Consider the following 18,147-nt stretch of genomic DNA (forward strand, 5'->3'; position numbering starts at 1 on the left):
GTCAGAGCGGGGCGACGTCCATGGCCGTGCTCCGCCCCGGCGCGCGACCCTGCCCGGCGTTCTTCAGGTCGGCTCGTAGTTCCCGGGGCAGCGAGAAGATCAGGTCCTCGGTGGCCGTGCGCACCTCCTGCACCTCGCCGAAGCCCCACTCGCCGAGCCGGGCGATGACGTCGCGGACCAGGACCTCCGGGACCGACGCCCCGGAACTCAGGCCCACCGTGCCGGCACCGTCGAACCAGGCCGGGTCCAACTCCGCGGCGGTGTCGACGCGGCGCGCGGCGCGGGCACCGGACTCGAGGGCCACCTCCACCAGGCGCACAGAGTTCGAGGAGTTCGCGGAGCCCACGACGACGAACACGTCCGCGTCGGGGGCGATCTTCTTCACGGCGACCTGGCGGTTCTGGGTGGCGTAGCAGATGTCGTCGCTCGGCGGGTCCGCGAGCTTGGGGAACCGCTCGCGCAGGCGCCGGACCGTCTCCATCGTCTCGTCGACGGACAGCGTGGTCTGGGACAGCCAGACCAGCTTCTCCGGGTTCCGCACGGTGACCTCGTCCACGGCGTCCGGGCCGGTCACGAGGTGGACGTGATCGGGCGCCTCCCCCGCCGTGCCCTCGACCTCCTCGTGACCCTCGTGTCCGATCAGCAGGATCTCGATGTCGCGGCTCGCGAAGCGCACGGCCTCCTTGTGCACCTTGGTCACCAGGGGGCAGGTGGCGTCGATCGTGACCAGGTGGCGCTGCGCCGCCTCGGCGTGCACGGCCGGCGAGACACCGTGGGCGGAGAAGATGACCCGCTCCCCAGGAGGCACCTCGTCGGTCTCGGAGACGAACACGGCGCCGCGGGCACTGAGGCTCTCGACGACGAACCTGTTGTGCACGATCTCCTTGCGCACGTACACCGGAGCCCCGTAGTGCTCGAGCGCCCGCTCGACCGCCTCGACGGCCCGGTCCACACCTGCGCAGTAGCCCCGCGGGGCGGCGAGCAGGATGCGTCCGGGAGAGGAGGTCACCTGAGGGAGTCTACGTTCTGGGCCCCCGGCGGCGGCCGGGCCCGGTCGAGTCGATGCGGGCCGCACCCACCCGGGTGACGCCGATGTCCCCGCCGTAAGGCACCCTAGGAGCATGAGCAGTCCCCCGAACGGCCCCGGCGGGTTTCCCGCCAAGGCGCTGGACACCACCGCGGAACAGCCCTGGCCGGTGCGGCTGCTCGCCGCGAAGATCGCCGACTACGTGGACAAGATGGCCCCGGTCTGGGTCGAGGGCCAACTCGTCCAGGTGAACAGCCACAACGCCTCGGCCAGTGCCTATCTGACCCTGCGGGACACCGACGTGGACATGTCGCTGTCCGTGACCATGCTGAAGCGGCTCCTCGGGGCCCGCGGGGAGGCCATCAGCGAGGGCGCCCACGTGGTGGTGCACGCCAAGCCGAGCTTCTGGACCAAGCGCGGCACGCTCAGCCTGCGGGCGAGCGACATCCGCGCCCTCGGACTCGGCGAGCTGCTGGCCCGGATCGAACACCTCAAGAGGGTCCTGGCCGCCGAGGGTCTCTTCGACACCGAGCGCAAGCGGCCGCTGCCGTTCCTGCCGGGGAGGATCGGGCTGATCTGCGGAGCGGACGCGAAGGCGAAGCACGACGTGCTCGTGAACGCCCGGGCCCGCTGGCCCCAGGTGCACTTCGAGATCCGCGAGGTCGCCGTCCAGGGCCCGCACTGCGTGCCGGAGGTGAGCCGAGCGATCGCCGACCTGGACTCCGACCCCGACGTCGAGATCATCGTGATCGCCCGCGGCGGTGGCTCCGTCGAGGACCTCCTGCCGTTCTCCAACGAGGCCCTGGTCCGCGCCGCCGCGAAGTGCACCACCCCGTTGGTCTCGGCGATCGGTCACGAGACCGATGCGCCGCTGCTGGACCTCGTCGCCGACTACCGCGCCTCGACCCCCACCGATGCCGCCAAGCGGATCGTGCCGGACGTCGGCCAGGAACTGGCCCGGATCGCCCAGGCCCGGGACCGGATGGCGAACGCGCTGAACCGGCGCCTGCGCACCGAGGGCGAGCGCCTGACCCTGCTCCGCAACCGCCCGGTGCTGGCCGACCCCGCCTCGATCGTGACGCCCCGACTGCGCGCGCTGGAACAGACCCGCACGGCCGGGCGGGCCGCCATCGCGCGCCGCCTCGGCAGCGCCGATGCGGACCTGGCGAACCTCCGGACGGCGCTACGCACCCTCTCCCCACAGGCGACCCTGGAGCGCGGCTACGCCGTGCTGCGCACCGACGACGGCGTGGTGGTGCGTTCTCCCGACGACGTCACCGTCGGGCAGGACCTCTCCGCGCTGGTCGCAGCCGGGCGGCTGGGGGTCACGGTGCGGACCGCCGACACACGCACCGGCGAAGAGGTGATTGGATGAACGCCGTGAACAACCCGGACGTTGCCGAACTCAGCTACGAACAAGCACGGGACGAGCTCGTCGAGGTCGTCGGCCGCCTCGAGTCCGGCGCTGCGAACCTCGAGGACTCCCTCGCCCTCTGGGAGCGCGGGGAGGCCCTGGCCGACCGCTGCCAGCGGTGGCTGGACGCCGCCCGGGACCGGCTCGCCGCCGCCAAGGGCGACGCGACGGTCTCGCTCGTCGAATCCCCCGCCGACACCGGCGCGGACACCCTCCTGGACGCGGATGAGGAGACCGAGTCATGACGCACGCGCTGGTGATCGGCGAGGCCCTGGTCGACGTGGTGCACGCGGCCGACGGCTCGGTGAGCGAGCACCCCGGCGGCTCGCCCGCGAACGTCGCGCTCGGCCTGGCCCGGCTCGGCCGCGACGCTGAGCTCGCCACCTGGTTCGGTGACGACGCCCACGGCGCCCTGATCCGCGACCACCTCACCGGCAACGGGGTGCGCCTGGTGCCCCGCTCCGACCGCGCCGAGCGCACCTCGACCGCCGTCGCCACGCTCGATGCCGACGGCGCCGCCAGCTACACGTTCGACCTCGACTGGCGGGTGCCGGAGGTGTTGCTCGACGCCGACATGGTGGCACTGCACCTCGGCTCCATCGGCGCCACCCTGCAGCCCGGCGGCGCGGCGGTCGCCGAGCTCGCCGCGGCAGCCCGCGAGTTCGCGACCATCAGCTACGATCCCAACGCCCGACCCTCGATCATGGGCACCGCCGATCAGGTGCTGCCCACGATCTCCGCACTCGTGGCGGGCGCGGACCTGGTCAAGGTCTCCGACGAGGACGTGGCCTGGCTCCAGCCGGGCCGCGACGCCGAGGACGTGATCCGCGACTGGGCAGCGTCGGGACCAGCGGTTGTCGTCCTGACCCGCGGCGGAGAAGGGTCGTTCGCCCTCACCAGCGCAGGGGTCGAGGTCACCGTCACCTCACCCCGCGTGCAGGTGGTGGACACCGTCGGCGCGGGCGACTCCTACATGGGCGGGCTCATCGACGCGCTCTGGACCGCCGGCCTGCTCGGCGCGGGCCGACGGCAGGCGCTGCACGCCATCGACGCCGACACGCTGCGGGCCGTGATGGTGCACGCGGCGGCGATCGCGGCGATCACGGTCTCCAGGGCCGGCGCGAACCCACCGAACCGCAACGAACTCGAGGATGGCGCCCGATGAACCGACGTCCCACCCCGGCTCAGGCCTGGGCCGAACTCATGGCCGGGAACACCCGGTTCGTCGAAGGGCGGATGCAGCACCCGAGCCAGAGTGTCGAGCGGCGCGCCGAGGTCTCCACCGAGCAGCACCCCTTCGCGGTCCTGTTCGGCTGCTCCGACTCCCGGGTGGCGGCCGAGATCATCTTCGACCGCGGCCTCGGTGACATGTTCGTGGTCCGCACGGCCGGGCACGTGGTGGACACCACGGTGCTCGGGTCCATCGAGTACGGGGTGGACATCCTCGGCGCCCCGCTCGTCGTGGTCCTCGGCCACGACCAGTGCGGCGCGGTCGGTGCGGCCAGCCACGCCCTCGCCACCGGAGAGCTGCCGACCGGCTTCGTGCGCGCGATCGTGGACCGGGTCATCCCGAGCCTGGTCACGCGCTCCGACCCGTCCTGGTCGATCTCCTCGTTCTTCGGCGACGGCGAACGGACCGTGCGGATCCCGGACGCCGACGAGCTGCGCCGCGAGCACGTGCGCGCCACGGTCCGGATGCTGCAGGGCTACTCGGCGAGCCTCGCCGAGGGCGTGCGTCAGGGACGGTGCGCGATCGTCGGCGTCGAGTACACCCTGGCCGACGGCCGCGCGTCCGTGGTGGAGACCATCGGCAAGATCTGACGCCCGACGGCGGCCGGTCGCCGTCCGAACCGGCTCACCTCCGCCCGACTCACCTCAGGATGCCGTGGCGTCCTCGCGCGCTGCACGCTCCTTCGCCCGCGCGGTCGCACGCTGGCGAGCCTGCGCGGCCTCGGCGTCGATGGCGGCCGCCTTCTCGTCGTCGCGGGTGAGGCTGTCCTGGCTCTCCGGGTCGAACACATGCACCGACGCCGGGTCGAACCAGAGCGTGGCGGAGTCGCCGTCACGGATGGTGCTCAGCGAGTCCAGTGCCACCACGAGCTGGGTCCTCATGCCCTCGCCGTCGAGTTCCCGATCGAGCTCCTCGAGCTGCTGCTGCACCGCGGCGTCGGTCTCGAACGGCACGTACGCGTACAACTCGGATCCGAGCCACTCGGTGACGTCCACATCGGCATCGAACGTCACCCCGCTGCCGCGCTTGTCCTGCGCCACCACGTCGGCGTCCTCGAACGCGTCCGGTCGGATCCCGACGATGACCAGCTCCCGGTCCCCGATGGCCGCACGGAGACGGTCGTCAAGGGGCACCCGCACGAACGGCAGCACCAGATCGGTTCCGTCGACGCGGCCGGGCAGGAAGTTCATCGGGGGTGAGCCGATGAACCCGGCCACGAACAGGTTCACGGGCTGGTCGTACAGGGCACGCGGGCTTGCGACCTGCTGCAGCACGCCCCTCCGGAGCACGGCCACCCTGTCGCCGAGCGTCATGGCCTCGGTCTGGTCGTGCGTGACGTACACGGTGGTGGTGGCCAGCCGTCGCTGCAGCCGGGCGATCTCGGTACGCATCTGCCCGCGCAGCTTGGCGTCCAGGTTGGAGAGCGGCTCATCGAAGAGGAACGCCTGAGCCTGGCGCACGATGGCGCGCCCCATCGCGACCCGCTGGCGCTGGCCGCCGGAGAGGTTGGCCGGCTTGCGGTCGAGGTGCTCGTCCAGCTCGAGCAGCGCGGAGGCGTTGCGGACCCTGTTGTCGATCTCGGTGTCCGTGTACTGGCCCTTGGTCAGCCGCAGCGGGAACGCGATGTTCTCGTAGACCGTCAGGTGCGGGTAGAGCGCGTAGTTCTGGAACACCATGGCCAGGTCCCGATTGCGTGGGGCGAGGTCGTTGACCCGCTTCCCGCCGATCTCCAGGTCGCCGGAGGTGATGTCCTCGAGGCCCACGATCATCCGCAGCAGGGTCGACTTCCCACAACCGGACGGGCCCACCAGGATCACGAACTCTCCGTCCGCGATGTCCAGGCTCACGTCGTTCACGGCCGGGAACCCGTCGCCGTACTTCTTCACGATGTGGTTCAAGGTGATCGAAGCCATCTCCGATGTCTCCTTCTACTCGTTCGCGTCAGGGCGGTCAGCCCTTGACGGCTCCCTGGGTCAGTCCGGCCACGATCTGTCGTTGGAACAGCAACACCAGCACGATCACCGGAATGGTGACCACCACCGCGGCCGCCGAGATGGCACCCGTGGGATCCTCGAAGTAGGACTCCCCGGTGAAGAACGCCAGTGCGGCGGGTACCGGTCGAGCGGCGCTGGTGGACGTCAGCGAGATCCCGTAGACGAAGTCGTTCCACGCGATGAAGAACGCGATCAGAGCCGTGGTGAACACGCCGGGCGCGGCCAGCGGGACGATCGCCTTACGGAACGCCTGCATCGGGGTGGCTCCGTCGACCTGCGCAGCCTGCTCCAGCTCCCACGGGATCTGCCGGAAGAAGGCCGCCAGCGTCCACATCGAGATGGGCAGCGTCAGCGACAGGTACGGGATGATCAGCCCGGCCCAGGTGTCGTACAGCCCGATCGAGCGCCAGATGTTGAACAGCGGCGTCACGATCGAGATCACCGGGAAGATCGACACCCCGAGCGCGGTGGTCAGCACGAGCCGCTTTCCGGGGAAGTCCAGCCGGGCGATCGCATACGCCGCCACGGTGGCCAGTACCACCGCGATCAGCGTCGCGATCAGCGAGATGCCGATGGAGTTGCGCAGGGCCGGCAGGAACAGGTCGCGGGCGGAGCCGTCCGGACTGAGGATCTGCGAGTAGTTCTCCCACGTCCAGGTGGTCGGCAGGAACCTGCCGGAGGTGAGGTCGCCCGGCAGCTTGAACGACGTCGCCAGGATCGAGAACACCGGGAACAGCGCATAGACGAGTACCAGCACCGTGATGACGGCCCACCACATCTTCTGGCGTCCGGTGAGAGCCATCACTTGCCTCCTCGCGCACTCGAGAGGTCCACTTTGAACAGCTTGATCGCCACGAAGCAGATGGCGACCACGGACAGGAACAGCAGCACCGAGACGGCGGAGCCGAGTCCGATCTCGAGGCGCCCGATGGACGTTCGATAGGCGAGCAGGGAGAGCACGGTGGTGCCGTTCGCGCCGTTCGTCATGACGAACACGTTGTCGAAGATGCGGAACGCGTCCAGTGCCCGGAACAGCACGGCCACCATGATCGCGGCCTTCATGTTCGGCACGATCACGCGCTTGAACACCTGCCAACTGGTGGCCCCGTCCACCTTCGCTGCCTCCTCCAGCTCCCCCGGGACCTGCGCGAGGCCGGCGAGGAGCAGCAGCGAGATGAACGGGGTCGTCTTCCAGATCTCCGATGCCATGATCACGAACAGGCTCGTCCCCTGGGACGCGAACCAGTTCAGGTCCTCGCTGACCCCCGGAACCCAGTCGAACCAGGAGTTCACGTAGCCGGAGCTGATGTCGAAGGCGTAGAACCACGCGAACGCCGAGACCACCGTGATGATGCCGTAGGGCACCAGGATCGCCGTGCGCAGTGCGCCGCGCAGGTTCTGGATGGCCCGGTGCATGACCAGCGCGAGGGCGAAGCCGATGACCAGTTCGACCATGACGGTCACCACCGTGATGAACAGCGTCACCCCCATCGCGGACCAGAACACCGGGTCGGTGAGCACGACCGCGTAGTTGTTGAACCCGACGAACTCGTTGGCGTCGGGGGCGGTCAGCCGGATCCGGGACAGGGAGTCGATGAACGCCTGCACGATGGGGTAGAGCGTCACGGCGACCATGACGATGAACGCCGGCGCCGCGAGCATCAGACCGAGCCGGGCCTCGGATCGGGCCCGGTCGCTCGCGCGCGGCTTCCGGCGCGAGGCGCGCACCTTGACGTCGGGACCGGTCGCAGGCCCGCTCGCACTGTGACTCACAGCAGACGCTCCCCTCGCAGGACGGCGGTGATGAGCTCGGTGGCCGCTTCCGGAGACGTGTCCGGGTTCACGTCGGAGACCGGGTACCAGGTCTCCTGCAACCCGGTGCTGATCTCGTTGTAGAGCGGCGTCTGCGGCCGTGGCACGGCCTGCTCGAGGGAGTCCCGAATCATCTCGTACATCGGGAAGGTCTCCTGGACCTCGGCATCCTCGTACGCCTCGGTGTTCGAGGCCGGGTTCCCGTCGTTGACCATGTAGAAGGCCTGGTGCTCGGGGGTGACGATGCACTGCGCGGCCTCGAAGGCCAGGTCGGTGTGCTCACTGAACGCACCGACGCCGAGGTTGATCCCGCCGACCGGGGGCGCGGAGTCCGTGCCCTCGGCGACCGCCGGGTAGAGCGCCCAGCCGAAGTCGTCGAGCACCGACTCCTCGAGCAGGCCGTCGTCGACCGCCTGTTGGGTGGAGGTCCACACGAACGGCCAGTTCACCATGAAGGAGGCGTCATCGCCCTGGAAGAGCCGCAGCGACGCGGACTCGTCGGAGGTCGGCAGACCCGGCCCGCCCAGGCCGTCGCTGCCGATCTGCCCCATGATCCGCGCGGCCTCGCGCCCCGCGTCGGTCTCCAGGCCGAGTTCGGTGTCCTCGGCGCTCGAGCCGGGATTCGTGATGATCTCACCGCCGGCCGAGGCGATCAGCGCGTTGATCCAGACGGTGAGGGACTCCCCCTTGATGCCCTGGACCGCGAGGTAGAGATCCTGGTCGGTGGCCACCTCGATCAGCTGGTCCCAGGTCACCGGCTGGGACATGTCCAGCCCGGCCTCCTCGACCACGGACTCGCGGTACCAGAGCAGCTGGGTGTTGGCCCAGAACGGGATCGCGACGAGCTCGTCGTTCCAGGTGGCCGAGTCCAGCGAGCCCTGCACCACGTTCTCCGAGACGGCCTCGGCGACATCGTTCGGGATCGGCGCAAGGAAGCCGGGTTCGGAGAGTTCGGGGATGAACGGCGGGTCCAGGCTCATCAGGTCGATCGAGCTGTCCTCCGCGGCGAGACGTCGGGCGAGTTGCTCGCGCTGCGCGGCCGCATCCCGCGGCAGCAGCACCGTCTCGATGGTGTACGCACCGTCCGCCGCCTCGGTGCACTCGGCAGCGATCTGCGCCTGGCCACCATTGTCAGAGTTGATGTACCAGTTCAGCGTCGGCGGGCCATCGTCGGGCGCACACGCGGCGAGGGTCGCCACGAGTGCTGCTCCGGCGGTCGCCGCGACCATTCGGATTCGTCGCACCAGACCTCCCCAAAGATCGCGTCATCGACTGATCTCAGGCGACAGCCAACACCCGATCGGGCGAGCGCGCACGTCGAGCGCCGGCCCGTGCCGGCCCGGACCGGATGGGCTCGACGGGGCCCGGGTGCGGGCCTGGAACCGCGTGGTCAACCGTCCTGCCTGGTCAGCGGGGCGGGGATTACCTGCGGTGACCGCGGTCGGCTTGTGCTAGAACCGACGGGTGATCCGACGAGCTAGCTAGCCCGCACGCCAGAGCTCCACGCGCTGCGGGCCATCCCGAACCGTGCCGATGCACGGCTGGCCCCACGCCGCCCTCCTAGGCGGTCGTGTCAGCGCGCCATCATCACGAAGGGATCACTCGAACCATGTCTGAATCACCGCGTCACACCTTCGACCACCTGGTCGAGTCCGCCGCCGCTGTCCCGATCACCGGATGGGACTTCTCGTACCTACGCGATCGCACCGGCGGGGGTGATCTGCCCTGGGACTACTGCCCGCTGGCGCAGTCGCTCGTGACCGGCGCGCATCGGGTGCTCGACGTCGACACCGGGGGTGGGGAGTTCTTCAGCGCGCTGTGCCCACCTGAGGGGAGTGTCGCGATCGAGCCGCACCGTCCGAACGTCGAGGTCGCGCAGCGGCGCTTGCGGCCGCTCGGGGTGGAGGTGGTCGAACGGCACGACGAATCGCTACCTGTACCTGACCAGGCCTTCGACCTGGTGCTCAACCGCCACGGTCACCTCGAGGCCGCCGAGTCGCACCGGGTGCTTGCCCCTGGCGGCCGGCTGCTGTCGCAACAGGTCGGTGCACGCAACGACGTCGAGCTGAACGAGGCCCTGGGTGTCCCGCCTGCACCCCCGATAGGTGCGGCCACCTCGATCGAGGACCTACGCACCGACCTCGCAGCGGCAGGGCTCGACGAGGTCGAGGTCCGCGAAGCGATTGTGGTCACCCGTTTCTTCGACGTTGGAGCAGTCGTGTTCCAGCTCCGGGCCGTGCCCTGGCAGGTTCCTGACTTCGACGTCACCCGGCACCGTGAGGGGCTCGCCCGCATCCACGAGCAGGTCCAGAACACGGGTGCGTTCGAGGTTCGCAGCCAGCGGTTCCTGATCAGGGCCCGACGCGTCGACTAGCGGCCGACGGCCATCGGCGGGGTCCGGGCGCCCACCCGGATCCCGCCCACGGCGGTGCGTGATCGATGCCGGGTAGGTGTGCGCGCCTCTCGCTCGGCCGCAGCGACCGATGACGTACGCACCGGGCGGACGAGTGGCCTCGCCGGATCAGTCCCGGAATGTCTCGATCTGGGCACCGAGCTCGATCAGTCGCTCCTGCAGCTGCTCGTAGCCCCGGGCGATGATGTCCACCCCGCGCAGCACGGAGGTGCCCTTCGCGGCAAGCATGGCGAGCAGGATGACGACGGCGGGACGCAGCGCGGGCGGGCAGCTCACCTCGGCGCCGGACCAGTGCGTCGGGCCGTTGATGTCGAGGCGGTGCGGGTCGAGCAGGCGCACGTCCGCGCCGAGGCGGGTCAGGACGCTCAGGTGGATGGCCCGGTTGTCGTAGACCCAGTCGTGGATCAGCGTGTGCCCCGAGGCACAGGCCGCGATGACGGCGAAGAACGGCAGGTTGTCGATGTTCAGCCCGGGGAAGGGCATCGGATGGATCTTGTCGATCGGCGCCCTCAGGTCACTCGGCTGGACGGTCACGTCAACCAGGCGGGTTCGTCCGTTCGCCGCGGGGTACTCCGCGGAGAGCACGTACCGCAGACCCATCTCGGCGAGGGTGGCGAGCTCGATCTCCATGAACTCGATCGGCACCCGAGCCACCGTGATCTCGGAATGCGTCACGATCCCGGCCGTGAGCAGGCTCATCGCCTCGATCGGGTCCTCGGCCAGGGCGTAGTCGACGTCCGAGTTGATGTCGGCGAGGCCGTGCACCGTCAGCGTGGTCGTACCCACCCCGTCGATCCGCACCCCGAGCAGGTCGAGATAGAAGCACAGGTCCTGGACCATGTAGTTCGAGCTGGCGTTGCGGATGGTGGTCACACCCGGGTGCCGGGCCGCTGCCATGATGGCGTTCTCGGTGACCGTGTCACCGCGCTCGGTGAGGACCACCTTGATGTCCTGCGGGCGGTCCGGTGCGACGGTGGCGTGGTACGCGCCGGAGGTGGCCACCACCTCCAGCCCGAACGGGCGCAGTGCGATCATGTGCGGCTCCACGGTCCGGGTGCCGAGATCGCAACCGCCGGCGTAGGGCAGCTCGAAGTCCGGGTTCCGGTTCAGCAGCGGTCCGAGGAACATGATGATGCTGCGGGTGCGCTTCGCGGCGTCGGCGTCCATCGCGTCCAGGTCGAGGTTGGTGGGCGGGACGATGTCCAGGTCATGGCCGTCGGCGGACCAGGTGACCTTGACCCCGATGGACCGGAGCACGTCGACGATCCGGTCGACCTCGACGATCCGGGCCACGCCGCGCAGCCGGGTCCGGCCCCGGTTCAGCAGCGAGGCGCAGAGCAGGGCGACGGCACCGTTCTTGGACGACTTGACCGTGATCGTGCCGGAGAGTTGCTGACCGCCGGTCACCCGCAGGTGCGAGGCGCGCGGCGCACCGATGGAGAGTAGATCGGCCTCCAGGGCGCGGTTGATCCGGGTGAGAAGCTCGACGGAGAGGTTCTGACTGCCCTGCTCGATCCTGGCGATGGCGCTCTGCGAGGTGTTCAGGCGCTCGGCGAGCTGGCTCTGGGTCAAGCCCTTGTTCTGACGAGCCCCACGGATCAGGGTGCCGATCTCGGCGACGGAGGTATCGGTCTCTTCAATCACGGTCATGGCGTCACGATATCTCACATCTGAGATATTGCGAGGTTCAGTGACATGGAACACAGTGCGTGTCGCCCGATCGGGCGCCGACCTCATGCGCAGCGCGCATGAGGTCGGCGCCGGAGATCAAGTTTCGATGCCCTCCAGCAGCTCGGTGACCAGGGCCGCGACCGGGGACCGCTCGGAGCGGGTCAGGGTGACGTGGGCGAACAGCGGGTGCCCCTTCAACGCCTCGATCACGGCGGCGACCCCGTCGTGACGCCCCACCCGGAGGTTGTCCCGTTGGGCGACGTCGTGGGTGAGGACCACCCTCGAGCTCTGCCCGATCCGGGACAGCACCGTGAGCAGCACGTTGCGTTCGAGGGACTGCGCCTCGTCCACGATCACGAACGCGTCGTGCAGGGACCTGCCACGGATGTGCGTGAGCGGGAGCACCTCGAGCATGCCCCGGTCCATGACCTCCTCGACGACCTCCGAGGAGACCACCGCGCCGAGGGTGTCGAAGACGGCCTGGGCCCAGGGGTTCATCTTCTCGGCCTCACTGCCCGGCAGGTAGCCGAGCTCCTGGCCACCGACGGCGTACAGCGGTCGGAACACCATCACCTTCCGGTGCTCGCGCCGCTCCAGCACGGCCTCGAGCCCCGCACAGAGGGCCAGCGCGGACTTCCCCGTCCCCGCCCGGCCCCCGAGGGAGACGATGCCGATCTCCGGATCGAGCAGCAGGTCGATCGCGATCCGCTGCTCGGCGCTGCGCCCGTGCATCCCGAAGATGTCCCGGTCGCCACGGACCAGCGCGATCTGCTTGTCCGGCGTGACCCGCCCGAGCCCCGAACCGCGCGGCGAGTGCAGCACCAGCCCGGTGTGACACGGCAGGTCCCGGACGCCGTCCCCGATCGCCAGGTCCGCGATCGAGAGGTGCTCCTCACCGAACAGCGTGGCCATCTCCGACTCGGTGACGGAGGCCTCGGACATGCCCCGCCAGCCGGAGTCGACCGCCAGTTGCGCCCGGTACTCCTCGGCCCGGATCCCGACGGCCGACGCCTTGACCCGCATCGGCAGGTCCTTGGAGACCACCCGGACGGTGAGCCCTTCGGAACGAAGGTTCGCCGCGACGGAGAGGATCCGGGTGTCGTTGTCACCCAGGCGCAGGCCCGAGGGCAGGATCGAAGGGTCGGAGTGGTTCAGCTCGACCCGGACGGTGCCGCCCGCCTCGCCGACGGCGATGGGTTCGTCGAGCTTGCCGTGCTTGACCCGAAGGTCGTCGAGGATCCGCAGCGCGCTGCGGGCGAAGTAGCCGAGTTCGGGGTGGTGGCGCTTGGCCTCCAACTCGGTGATGACGACGATCGGTAACACCACGTCGTGTTCGGCGAACCGGTAGATCGCGCGCGGGTCGGACAGCAACACCGAGGTGTCGAGGACATACGTGACGCGTGCGCCGTCGGTGCCGTCAGGGGCGTGGGGATCGGGGACCGGCAGCACGCCGGGGAGTCCCTCACCGCCCTTCGATGTGCCGGGGATCGGATCGTCGAACGCGAGGGACTCACGGGTCACTGGTAGCTCCTCCAGATGGACCTGCTCCGCTGCGCGTTGCGGCGCTGCGGGTGCGGGGTGAGGGCGGTCGGCCCGACGAGGGGCCGGCGGCCCCTCTCCCACCTGAGCGTGTGCTCCATGGGCTGGCCTCCCGGTGGGTGACCGGAGTGCCACCCAGTGATGACCACGCTACGACCGCACCGGAGCTACACGTGGGAGCGACGCGGCGTGGCGCGGCGAACCGCGAAGAGTTCACCTCCCGGACACATTCGGGCCCTCAGCAGCTCGCAGTGACCCGCCCTCTCGTCAGCGACCGAGGCGCCGCTCTCGCTCACCGAAGGAACGCAGGGCGCGCAGGAAGTCCACCCGGCGGAAGTCCGGCCAGTAGGCCTCGCAGAAGTAGAACTCGCTGTGCGCGCTCTGCCAGAGCAGGAAGCCACCGAGCCGCTGCTCCCCGGAGGTGCGGATGACCAGGTCGGGGTCGGGCTGGCCCTTGGTGTAGAGGTGCTCGGCAATCTTGTCCACGGTGACCGCGTCGGTGAGGTCCTCGAGCGAGCGTCCTTGCTCGGTGTACTCCTTGATCAGCGAGCGCACCGCGTTCGCGATCTCGTGGCGCCCGCCGTAGCCGACGGCGATGTTGACGTGCACCCCGTCCACATCCGCGGTGAGGGCCTCGGCCGCGCGCAGCCGGTCGGAGATCTCCTCCGGCAGCAGGTCCAGCTCCCCGACCATCCGCAACCGCCAGCGTCGGGTTGTGGCGAGCTTCGCGACCGTGGCGGCGATGATCTCGAGGAGGTCGGTGATCTCGGCGGGGTCGCGCCGCAGGTTGTCGGTGGAGAGCATCCACAGTGTGACGACCCCGACACCCACCTCCTCGCACCAGGTGAGCAGATCGGTGATCCGGTCCGCCCCGGCCTGATGACCTTGCGCCGTCTCCAGGCCCACCGAGCGTGCCCAGCGACGGTTCCCGTCCAGCATCACGCCGATGTGATGCGGTACCGGTCGGCCGTGCAACTGGTTCGCGAGCTTGCGCTCGTAGATGCCGTAGAGGAAGTTCGGTGGCCGCATCTCGGTTTCCGCTCCTCCTCGCGTGGGTGCCTGCACCCCGATGGTCCCTCGCACCTTCGGGGTGCAGGCACACGCTACAACTCTCGACCGGTGCGCGGACCTACGCTTGCGTAACCTACGATGGCGTAAGGACTGTTGCCTCCGACGGTCCGACCCAACCTGCACCGAGACGATGAAGGGCCTCCATGGCACGCACCAGAGCGCACCGGCGCCCGCCTCCGGTGAATGCCAAGACCCCCGTCGCCTCCCCCGCCGTCCCGGCACCCGAGGCAAAGCCGCGCCTGCGCGGCTGGATCCACACGATCATGGCCCCGATCGCGCTGGTCGTCGGCATCGTTCTGGTCGTCGGCTCGACCACGCCGGCGGCCAAGATCAGTACCGCCGTGTTCGCACTCACCACGGTGATCATGTTCGGCACCAGCGCGGTCTACCACCGCGGCACCTGGTCACCGAGGGCCTTCGCGGTGCTCCGGCGGATGGACCACGCGAACATCTTCCTGGTCATCGCCGGTACCTACACACCGCTGGCAGTCCTGCTCCTGCCGGCCGGCACGGCCACGCTGCTGCTCTGGCTCGTGTGGGGCGGCGCGGTCGCCGGCCTGCTCGCCCGGATCTTCTGGCTCGGCGCACCGCGGTGGTTCTACGTGCCGGTATACGTGGCGCTCGGGTGGGTGGCGGTGGGCTTCCTGCCGGCGTTCTGGACGAACGGCGGGCCGGCCATCGCCCTCCTGGTGATCGTCGGCGGGCTCGGCTACACCCTCGGCGCGGCCGCCTACGGCTTCAAGCGTCCGAACCCGAGCCCCACCTGGTTCGGATTCCACGAGATCTTCCACACCGGGACCGTCATCGGCTACTCCGCTCACGCGATCGCGATCGCACTGGCGGCGTTCTCAGCGGTGTGACCGGCGCGCCACTAGGCTGTGCCCACCACCGCCGCGCCGCCGAGGGAGATCCGCATGGCCAAGGACGCTGACTGGGACGAATCACCTGTGGAGCTGCTCCGCGCGGGCCGGGACTTCGCGCTCGCGGACCTCGACCGGGACACCACGCCCGGCTGGTCGGCGGGCAAGGCTGCGGCCGAGGCGACCATGGCCGCCCGCGGTGAGGAACTCTCCGATCTCCAGGAGCGACTGTTCGCCCACGGTCGCAGTGGCGGCGACCGGTCGGTGCTGCTCGTGCTGCAGGGCTTGGACACCTCCGGCAAGGGTGGGATCGTGCGGCACGTCCTCGGAATGCTCGACCCGCAGGGTGTCGCCCTCGCGTCGTTCGGCGTGCCCACCGAGACCGAGAGCAAGCACCACCACCTCTGGCGGATCCGCCGGGCCCTCCCGCCGGCCGGGCGCATCGGCGTGTTCGACCGGTCCCACTACGAACAGGTGCTCGTGGTCAAGGTGGACGGGCTGGAGCCGGCGCAGGAGAACGAGGGCCGCTACGCCGAGCTGAACAGGTTCGACCGGCAGGTGATCAACTCCGGCACCACCGTGATCAAGGTCGCCCTGATGGTCTCCCACGAGGAGCAGGGCGCACGGCTGCGGGAACGGCTCGAGCGCCCCGACAAGCACTGGAAGTACAACCCCGGCGACGTGGACACGCGGCTCAAGTGGAACGAGTTCCAGGACGCCTACCAGGAGATGTTCGAACGCACCTCCACCGAGGCGGCGCCCTGGTACGTCGTTCCGGCCGATCACAAGTGGTACGCACGGATCGCGGTCACGGAGTTGCTGTACCAGGCGCTGGTCGGCCTCGACCTGTCCTGGCCCGAGGCGGACTTCGACCTCGAGAAGGAGAAGGCGCGCCTCGCCGCCACCATGGCGGACCCTGGCTACGAGGCCCACGAGAACGAGGACAGTGGCGGCGGCCACGGCAAGAAGCACAAGAAGGACAAGAAGGGGAAGAAGGGGAAGGGCAAGAAGAAGTAGTTGCCCTCGTGGTCGACCGTTCCTAGTGGTCGACCTCCGCCACGTCGGCGGGCACCACCCGGTAGCGGCGGTGCCGCAGGCTGGGCACCGCGTCGCGGACGCTGCTCACGACGGCGGAGTCCAGGTCCGCGCGCAGCGTCACCGTGTCCGCGGCGTCCGCCTCGGCGACCGGCACCCCCAGCGGGTCGATGACAGCACTGTGCCCGCTGCGGCCGGGACCGCTCTGGCTCGCCAGGAGCAGGTAGCTCGTGTTCTCGAGGGCTCGGGCGCGGGCCAGGGTCTGCAGTTGCGCCACCTTGCCGTCACCCGCGGCCCAGGCCGCGATCACCACGAGCGCGTCCGCGCCCGCGTCGGCCAGGACCCGGAACGTCTCCGGGAAACGCAGGTCGTAGCAGGTGGCGATGCCCACCTGGAACCCGTCGATGTCGAGGACGAGCGTGTTCTGCGGCCCGAGTTCGCCGCGAGCGAGCACGTCCGACTCGCGAACTCCGAATGCGTCGAACAGGTGCACCTTGACGTAGCGGCCCAGCACGCGCCCGTCCGGACCGATCGCGACGGCGACGTTCGATGCCCGGCCCGGGGCCGCCGTCGGGCCGCCTGCGACCGGACCTGTCTCGATCGTGCCGACCACGACGTGCACGCCCGCGTCCCGCGCGGCGGCGACGACGGCCCGCACGAACGGACCGTCGGCCGGCTGGGCCAGGTCGAGACTCAGCCGCGGCGCCCAGCCCGCGCTGTACTCGGGCAGCACCACCAGTTTCGCCCCGTTGGCGGCCGCGTCCGCGATCGTCGCGACAGCCAGGCGGGCGTTCTCCTCGTGGTCGGCACCGGCGCTCAGCTGCGCCACGGCCACCGGGAGCGTGCTCATGGCCTCGCGCCGTCCGGCGGATCGGCGGTGCCTGCGGGCTCAGCAGGGTCGGCGGTGCCGGGCGCCGCGCCGTCGGCCCGTTCCTGGGTGGCGGCGTTCGTCCGGGCGCGCCGCATGTGCTTGCCGAGGGACCTGGCCAGGAAGAACAGCACCACGGCGAGGAAGAAGAACACTGCGAAGCCGCCCACGCCCGGCGTGACGACGCTCGGGTCCGGGATGTCGTCGGCAAGCACAAGCGGGAGGATCGACACGGCCGAGGCCATCACGCCGTCTCCCTGATACCCGCGAACAGGTCCGTCTCGGGGACGGCCGTCTCGAGCCGGGCCCGGGCCAGCTCGTACTCCTCGAACGGCCATGCCTCCCGCTCGATCTCCCGCGGCACCGCGAAGAAGAAGCCGTCGGGGTCGATCTGGGTGGCGTGGGCGAGCAGGGCCCGGTCGCGCTGGTCGAAGTAGTCGGCGCACTCGATCCGGGTGGTCACCTTGTCCGCGCGGTCGTCGCGGTCCCCCCAGCGCTCCAGCCAGTCGGCGTACGGCGACTCCTTGCCGGCGGCCAGGGTCGCCTCATGGATCGCGGTGACCCGGGCGCGGGAGAAGCCGTGGTCGTAGTACAGCTTGGCGATCTCCCAGGCCGGGCCGGCACTCGGGAACGCGTCCGGGTCGGCGGCGGCGTCGAAGGCCGCGGCCGAGACCCGGTGGGTCATGATGTGGTCCGGATGGGGGTAGCCACCGTTCTCGTTGTAGGTGGTCATCACGTGCGGTCGGAACTCCCGGACCACCCGGACGAGGGCCTCGGTGGTCACCTCGAGCGGCTCGAGGCCGAAGCACCCCGGCGGCAGCGGGGGCAGCGGGTCTCCCTCGGGCAGGCCGGAGTCCACGAAGCCGAGCCACCGCTGCGAGACACCGAGCGCGGCCGCCGCGGCAGCCATCTCCCGGCGCCGGTAGCCGGGCATGTCCCGGAGCACCTCAGGATCATTCTCGAGTCGCGGGTTCAGGATGTCACCGCGTTCGCCACCGGTGCAGGTGACGACGAGGACTTCCACGCCCTCGGCGGCGTACCGCGCCATGGTCGCCGCGCCCTTGCTCGATTCGTCGTCGGGGTGGGCGTGCACGGCCATGAGCCGCAGGTTCTGCGCAGCCAAGTGATCCTCCTGGGATCGGCGGTGGGACAATGGGCACGAAGGCGCGCGGCGGAACTCCGCGCGCGGGCGACCCCCAGTCTAAGGATGGT

At 70.0% G+C, this 18,147-nt stretch carries 18 protein-coding genes; 7 read left to right on the forward strand and 11 right to left on the reverse strand.

Features of this window, described 5'->3' with window-relative positions; genetic code table 11:
- Nucleotide 1: 1 nt before the first annotated feature.
- On the reverse strand, nt 2–1,009 hold the full coding sequence (locus HALOF300_RS10265) for a 4-hydroxy-3-methylbut-2-enyl diphosphate reductase (protein ID WP_231955219.1): 1,008 nt from the start codon (nt 1,007–1,009) through the stop codon (nt 2–4).
- A 112-nt stretch (nt 1,010–1,121) separates the two neighbouring features.
- Between HALOF300_RS10265 and xseA the strand changes: the two genes are divergently transcribed.
- Genes xseA through HALOF300_RS10285 form a run of 4 tightly spaced genes read left to right on the forward strand, consistent with a single transcriptional unit; the run spans nt 1,122 to nt 4,262 of the window.
- On the forward strand, nt 1,122–2,402 hold the full coding sequence (xseA, locus tag HALOF300_RS10270) for an exodeoxyribonuclease VII large subunit (RefSeq protein ID WP_156740861.1): 1,281 nt from the start codon (nt 1,122–1,124) through the stop codon (nt 2,400–2,402).
- Nucleotides 2,399–2,686: an exodeoxyribonuclease VII small subunit gene (locus HALOF300_RS10275; protein ID WP_156740862.1), complete on the forward strand. Its 288-nt coding sequence runs from the start codon at nt 2,399–2,401 to the stop codon at nt 2,684–2,686. The genes xseA and HALOF300_RS10275 overlap by 4 nt, the downstream gene beginning before the upstream one ends.
- Nucleotides 2,683–3,606, forward strand: coding sequence for a carbohydrate kinase family protein (locus tag HALOF300_RS10280; protein ID WP_156740863.1), 924 nt, complete (start codon nt 2,683–2,685; stop codon nt 3,604–3,606). Before HALOF300_RS10275 ends, HALOF300_RS10280 begins: the two co-directional genes overlap by 4 nt.
- Entirely contained in the window at nt 3,603–4,262 is a 660-nt protein-coding gene (locus HALOF300_RS10285) for a carbonic anhydrase (protein ID WP_156740864.1), read from the forward strand. Before HALOF300_RS10280 ends, HALOF300_RS10285 begins: the two co-directional genes overlap by 4 nt.
- 54 nt (nt 4,263–4,316) lie before the next feature.
- On the opposite strand, the gene HALOF300_RS10290 is transcribed toward HALOF300_RS10285, so the two are convergent.
- The 4 genes from HALOF300_RS10290 to HALOF300_RS10305 are packed head-to-tail and all read right to left on the reverse strand — an operon-like array spanning nt 4,317 to nt 8,725.
- Entirely contained in the window at nt 4,317–5,585 is a 1,269-nt protein-coding gene (locus tag HALOF300_RS10290) for an ABC transporter ATP-binding protein (protein ID WP_156740865.1), read from the reverse strand.
- Nucleotides 5,586–5,622: 37 nt separating this feature from the next.
- Nucleotides 5,623–6,468, reverse strand: a complete 846-nt coding sequence (locus HALOF300_RS10295) for a carbohydrate ABC transporter permease (RefSeq protein ID WP_156740866.1) — start codon at nt 6,466–6,468, stop codon at nt 5,623–5,625.
- Nucleotides 6,468–7,394, reverse strand: a complete 927-nt coding sequence (locus HALOF300_RS10300) for a carbohydrate ABC transporter permease (RefSeq protein WP_231955229.1) — start codon at nt 7,392–7,394, stop codon at nt 6,468–6,470. Before HALOF300_RS10300 ends, HALOF300_RS10295 begins: the two co-directional genes overlap by 1 nt.
- A 41-nt stretch (nt 7,395–7,435) precedes the next feature.
- Nucleotides 7,436–8,725 carry an extracellular solute-binding protein gene (locus tag HALOF300_RS10305; RefSeq protein ID WP_408636806.1) on the reverse strand — a complete coding sequence of 430 codons (1,290 nt, stop codon included), beginning with the start codon at nt 8,723–8,725 and terminating at the stop codon, nt 7,436–7,438.
- 362 nt (nt 8,726–9,087) lie between these two features.
- Between HALOF300_RS10305 and HALOF300_RS10310 the strand changes: the two genes are divergently transcribed.
- On the forward strand, nt 9,088–9,852 hold the full coding sequence (locus HALOF300_RS10310) for a class I SAM-dependent methyltransferase (protein WP_156740867.1): 765 nt from the start codon (nt 9,088–9,090) through the stop codon (nt 9,850–9,852).
- A 147-nt stretch (nt 9,853–9,999) separates the two neighbouring features.
- On the opposite strand, the gene HALOF300_RS10315 is transcribed toward HALOF300_RS10310, so the two are convergent.
- From HALOF300_RS10315 to HALOF300_RS10325, 3 genes are all read right to left on the reverse strand, one after another.
- A complete protein-coding gene (locus HALOF300_RS10315; RefSeq protein WP_156740868.1) occupies nt 10,000–11,541 on the reverse strand; it encodes a UDP-N-acetylglucosamine 1-carboxyvinyltransferase in 1,542 nt (513 codons plus the stop codon).
- Nucleotides 11,542–11,658: 117 nt separating this feature from the next.
- Nucleotides 11,659–13,011, reverse strand: a complete 1,353-nt coding sequence (locus tag HALOF300_RS10320; RefSeq protein WP_156740902.1) for a PhoH family protein — start codon at nt 13,009–13,011, stop codon at nt 11,659–11,661.
- A 357-nt stretch (nt 13,012–13,368) separates the two neighbouring features.
- The gene (locus tag HALOF300_RS10325; protein ID WP_154795335.1) at nt 13,369–14,130 is read right to left on the reverse strand and encodes an isoprenyl transferase; all 762 of its coding nucleotides are present in this window, start codon (nt 14,128–14,130) and stop codon (nt 13,369–13,371) included.
- Between the two features lie 185 nt (nt 14,131–14,315).
- Between HALOF300_RS10325 and trhA the strand changes: the two genes are divergently transcribed.
- Together trhA and HALOF300_RS10335 are read left to right on the forward strand one after the other, a co-directional pair.
- Nucleotides 14,316–15,032, forward strand: a complete 717-nt coding sequence (trhA, locus tag HALOF300_RS10330; protein WP_156740869.1) for a PAQR family membrane homeostasis protein TrhA — start codon at nt 14,316–14,318, stop codon at nt 15,030–15,032.
- A 54-nt stretch (nt 15,033–15,086) separates the two neighbouring features.
- The gene (locus HALOF300_RS10335) at nt 15,087–16,049 is read left to right on the forward strand and encodes a PPK2 family polyphosphate kinase (RefSeq protein WP_156740870.1); all 963 of its coding nucleotides are present in this window, start codon (nt 15,087–15,089) and stop codon (nt 16,047–16,049) included.
- 22 nt (nt 16,050–16,071) lie between these two features.
- On the opposite strand, the gene HALOF300_RS10340 is transcribed toward HALOF300_RS10335, so the two are convergent.
- Genes HALOF300_RS10340 through mca form a run of 3 tightly spaced genes read right to left on the reverse strand, consistent with a single transcriptional unit; the run spans nt 16,072 to nt 18,058 of the window.
- Nucleotides 16,072–16,917 (reverse strand): nitrilase-related carbon-nitrogen hydrolase, encoded by an 846-nt coding sequence (locus tag HALOF300_RS10340; RefSeq protein WP_156740871.1) that lies wholly within the window; start codon nt 16,915–16,917, stop codon nt 16,072–16,074.
- Nucleotides 16,914–17,180, reverse strand: coding sequence for a hypothetical protein (locus tag HALOF300_RS10345; RefSeq protein ID WP_156740872.1), 267 nt, complete (start codon nt 17,178–17,180; stop codon nt 16,914–16,916). Before HALOF300_RS10345 ends, HALOF300_RS10340 begins: the two co-directional genes overlap by 4 nt.
- Nucleotides 17,180–18,058 carry a mycothiol conjugate amidase Mca gene (mca, locus tag HALOF300_RS10350; RefSeq protein ID WP_456299649.1) on the reverse strand — a complete coding sequence of 293 codons (879 nt, stop codon included), beginning with the start codon at nt 18,056–18,058 and terminating at the stop codon, nt 17,180–17,182. The genes HALOF300_RS10345 and mca overlap by 1 nt, the downstream gene beginning before the upstream one ends.
- Between the last annotated feature and the right edge of the window lie 89 nt (nt 18,059–18,147).

This window comes from Occultella aeris, assembly GCF_902703175.1.
Lineage (GTDB): Bacteria > Actinomycetota > Actinomycetes > Actinomycetales > Beutenbergiaceae > Occultella > Occultella aeris.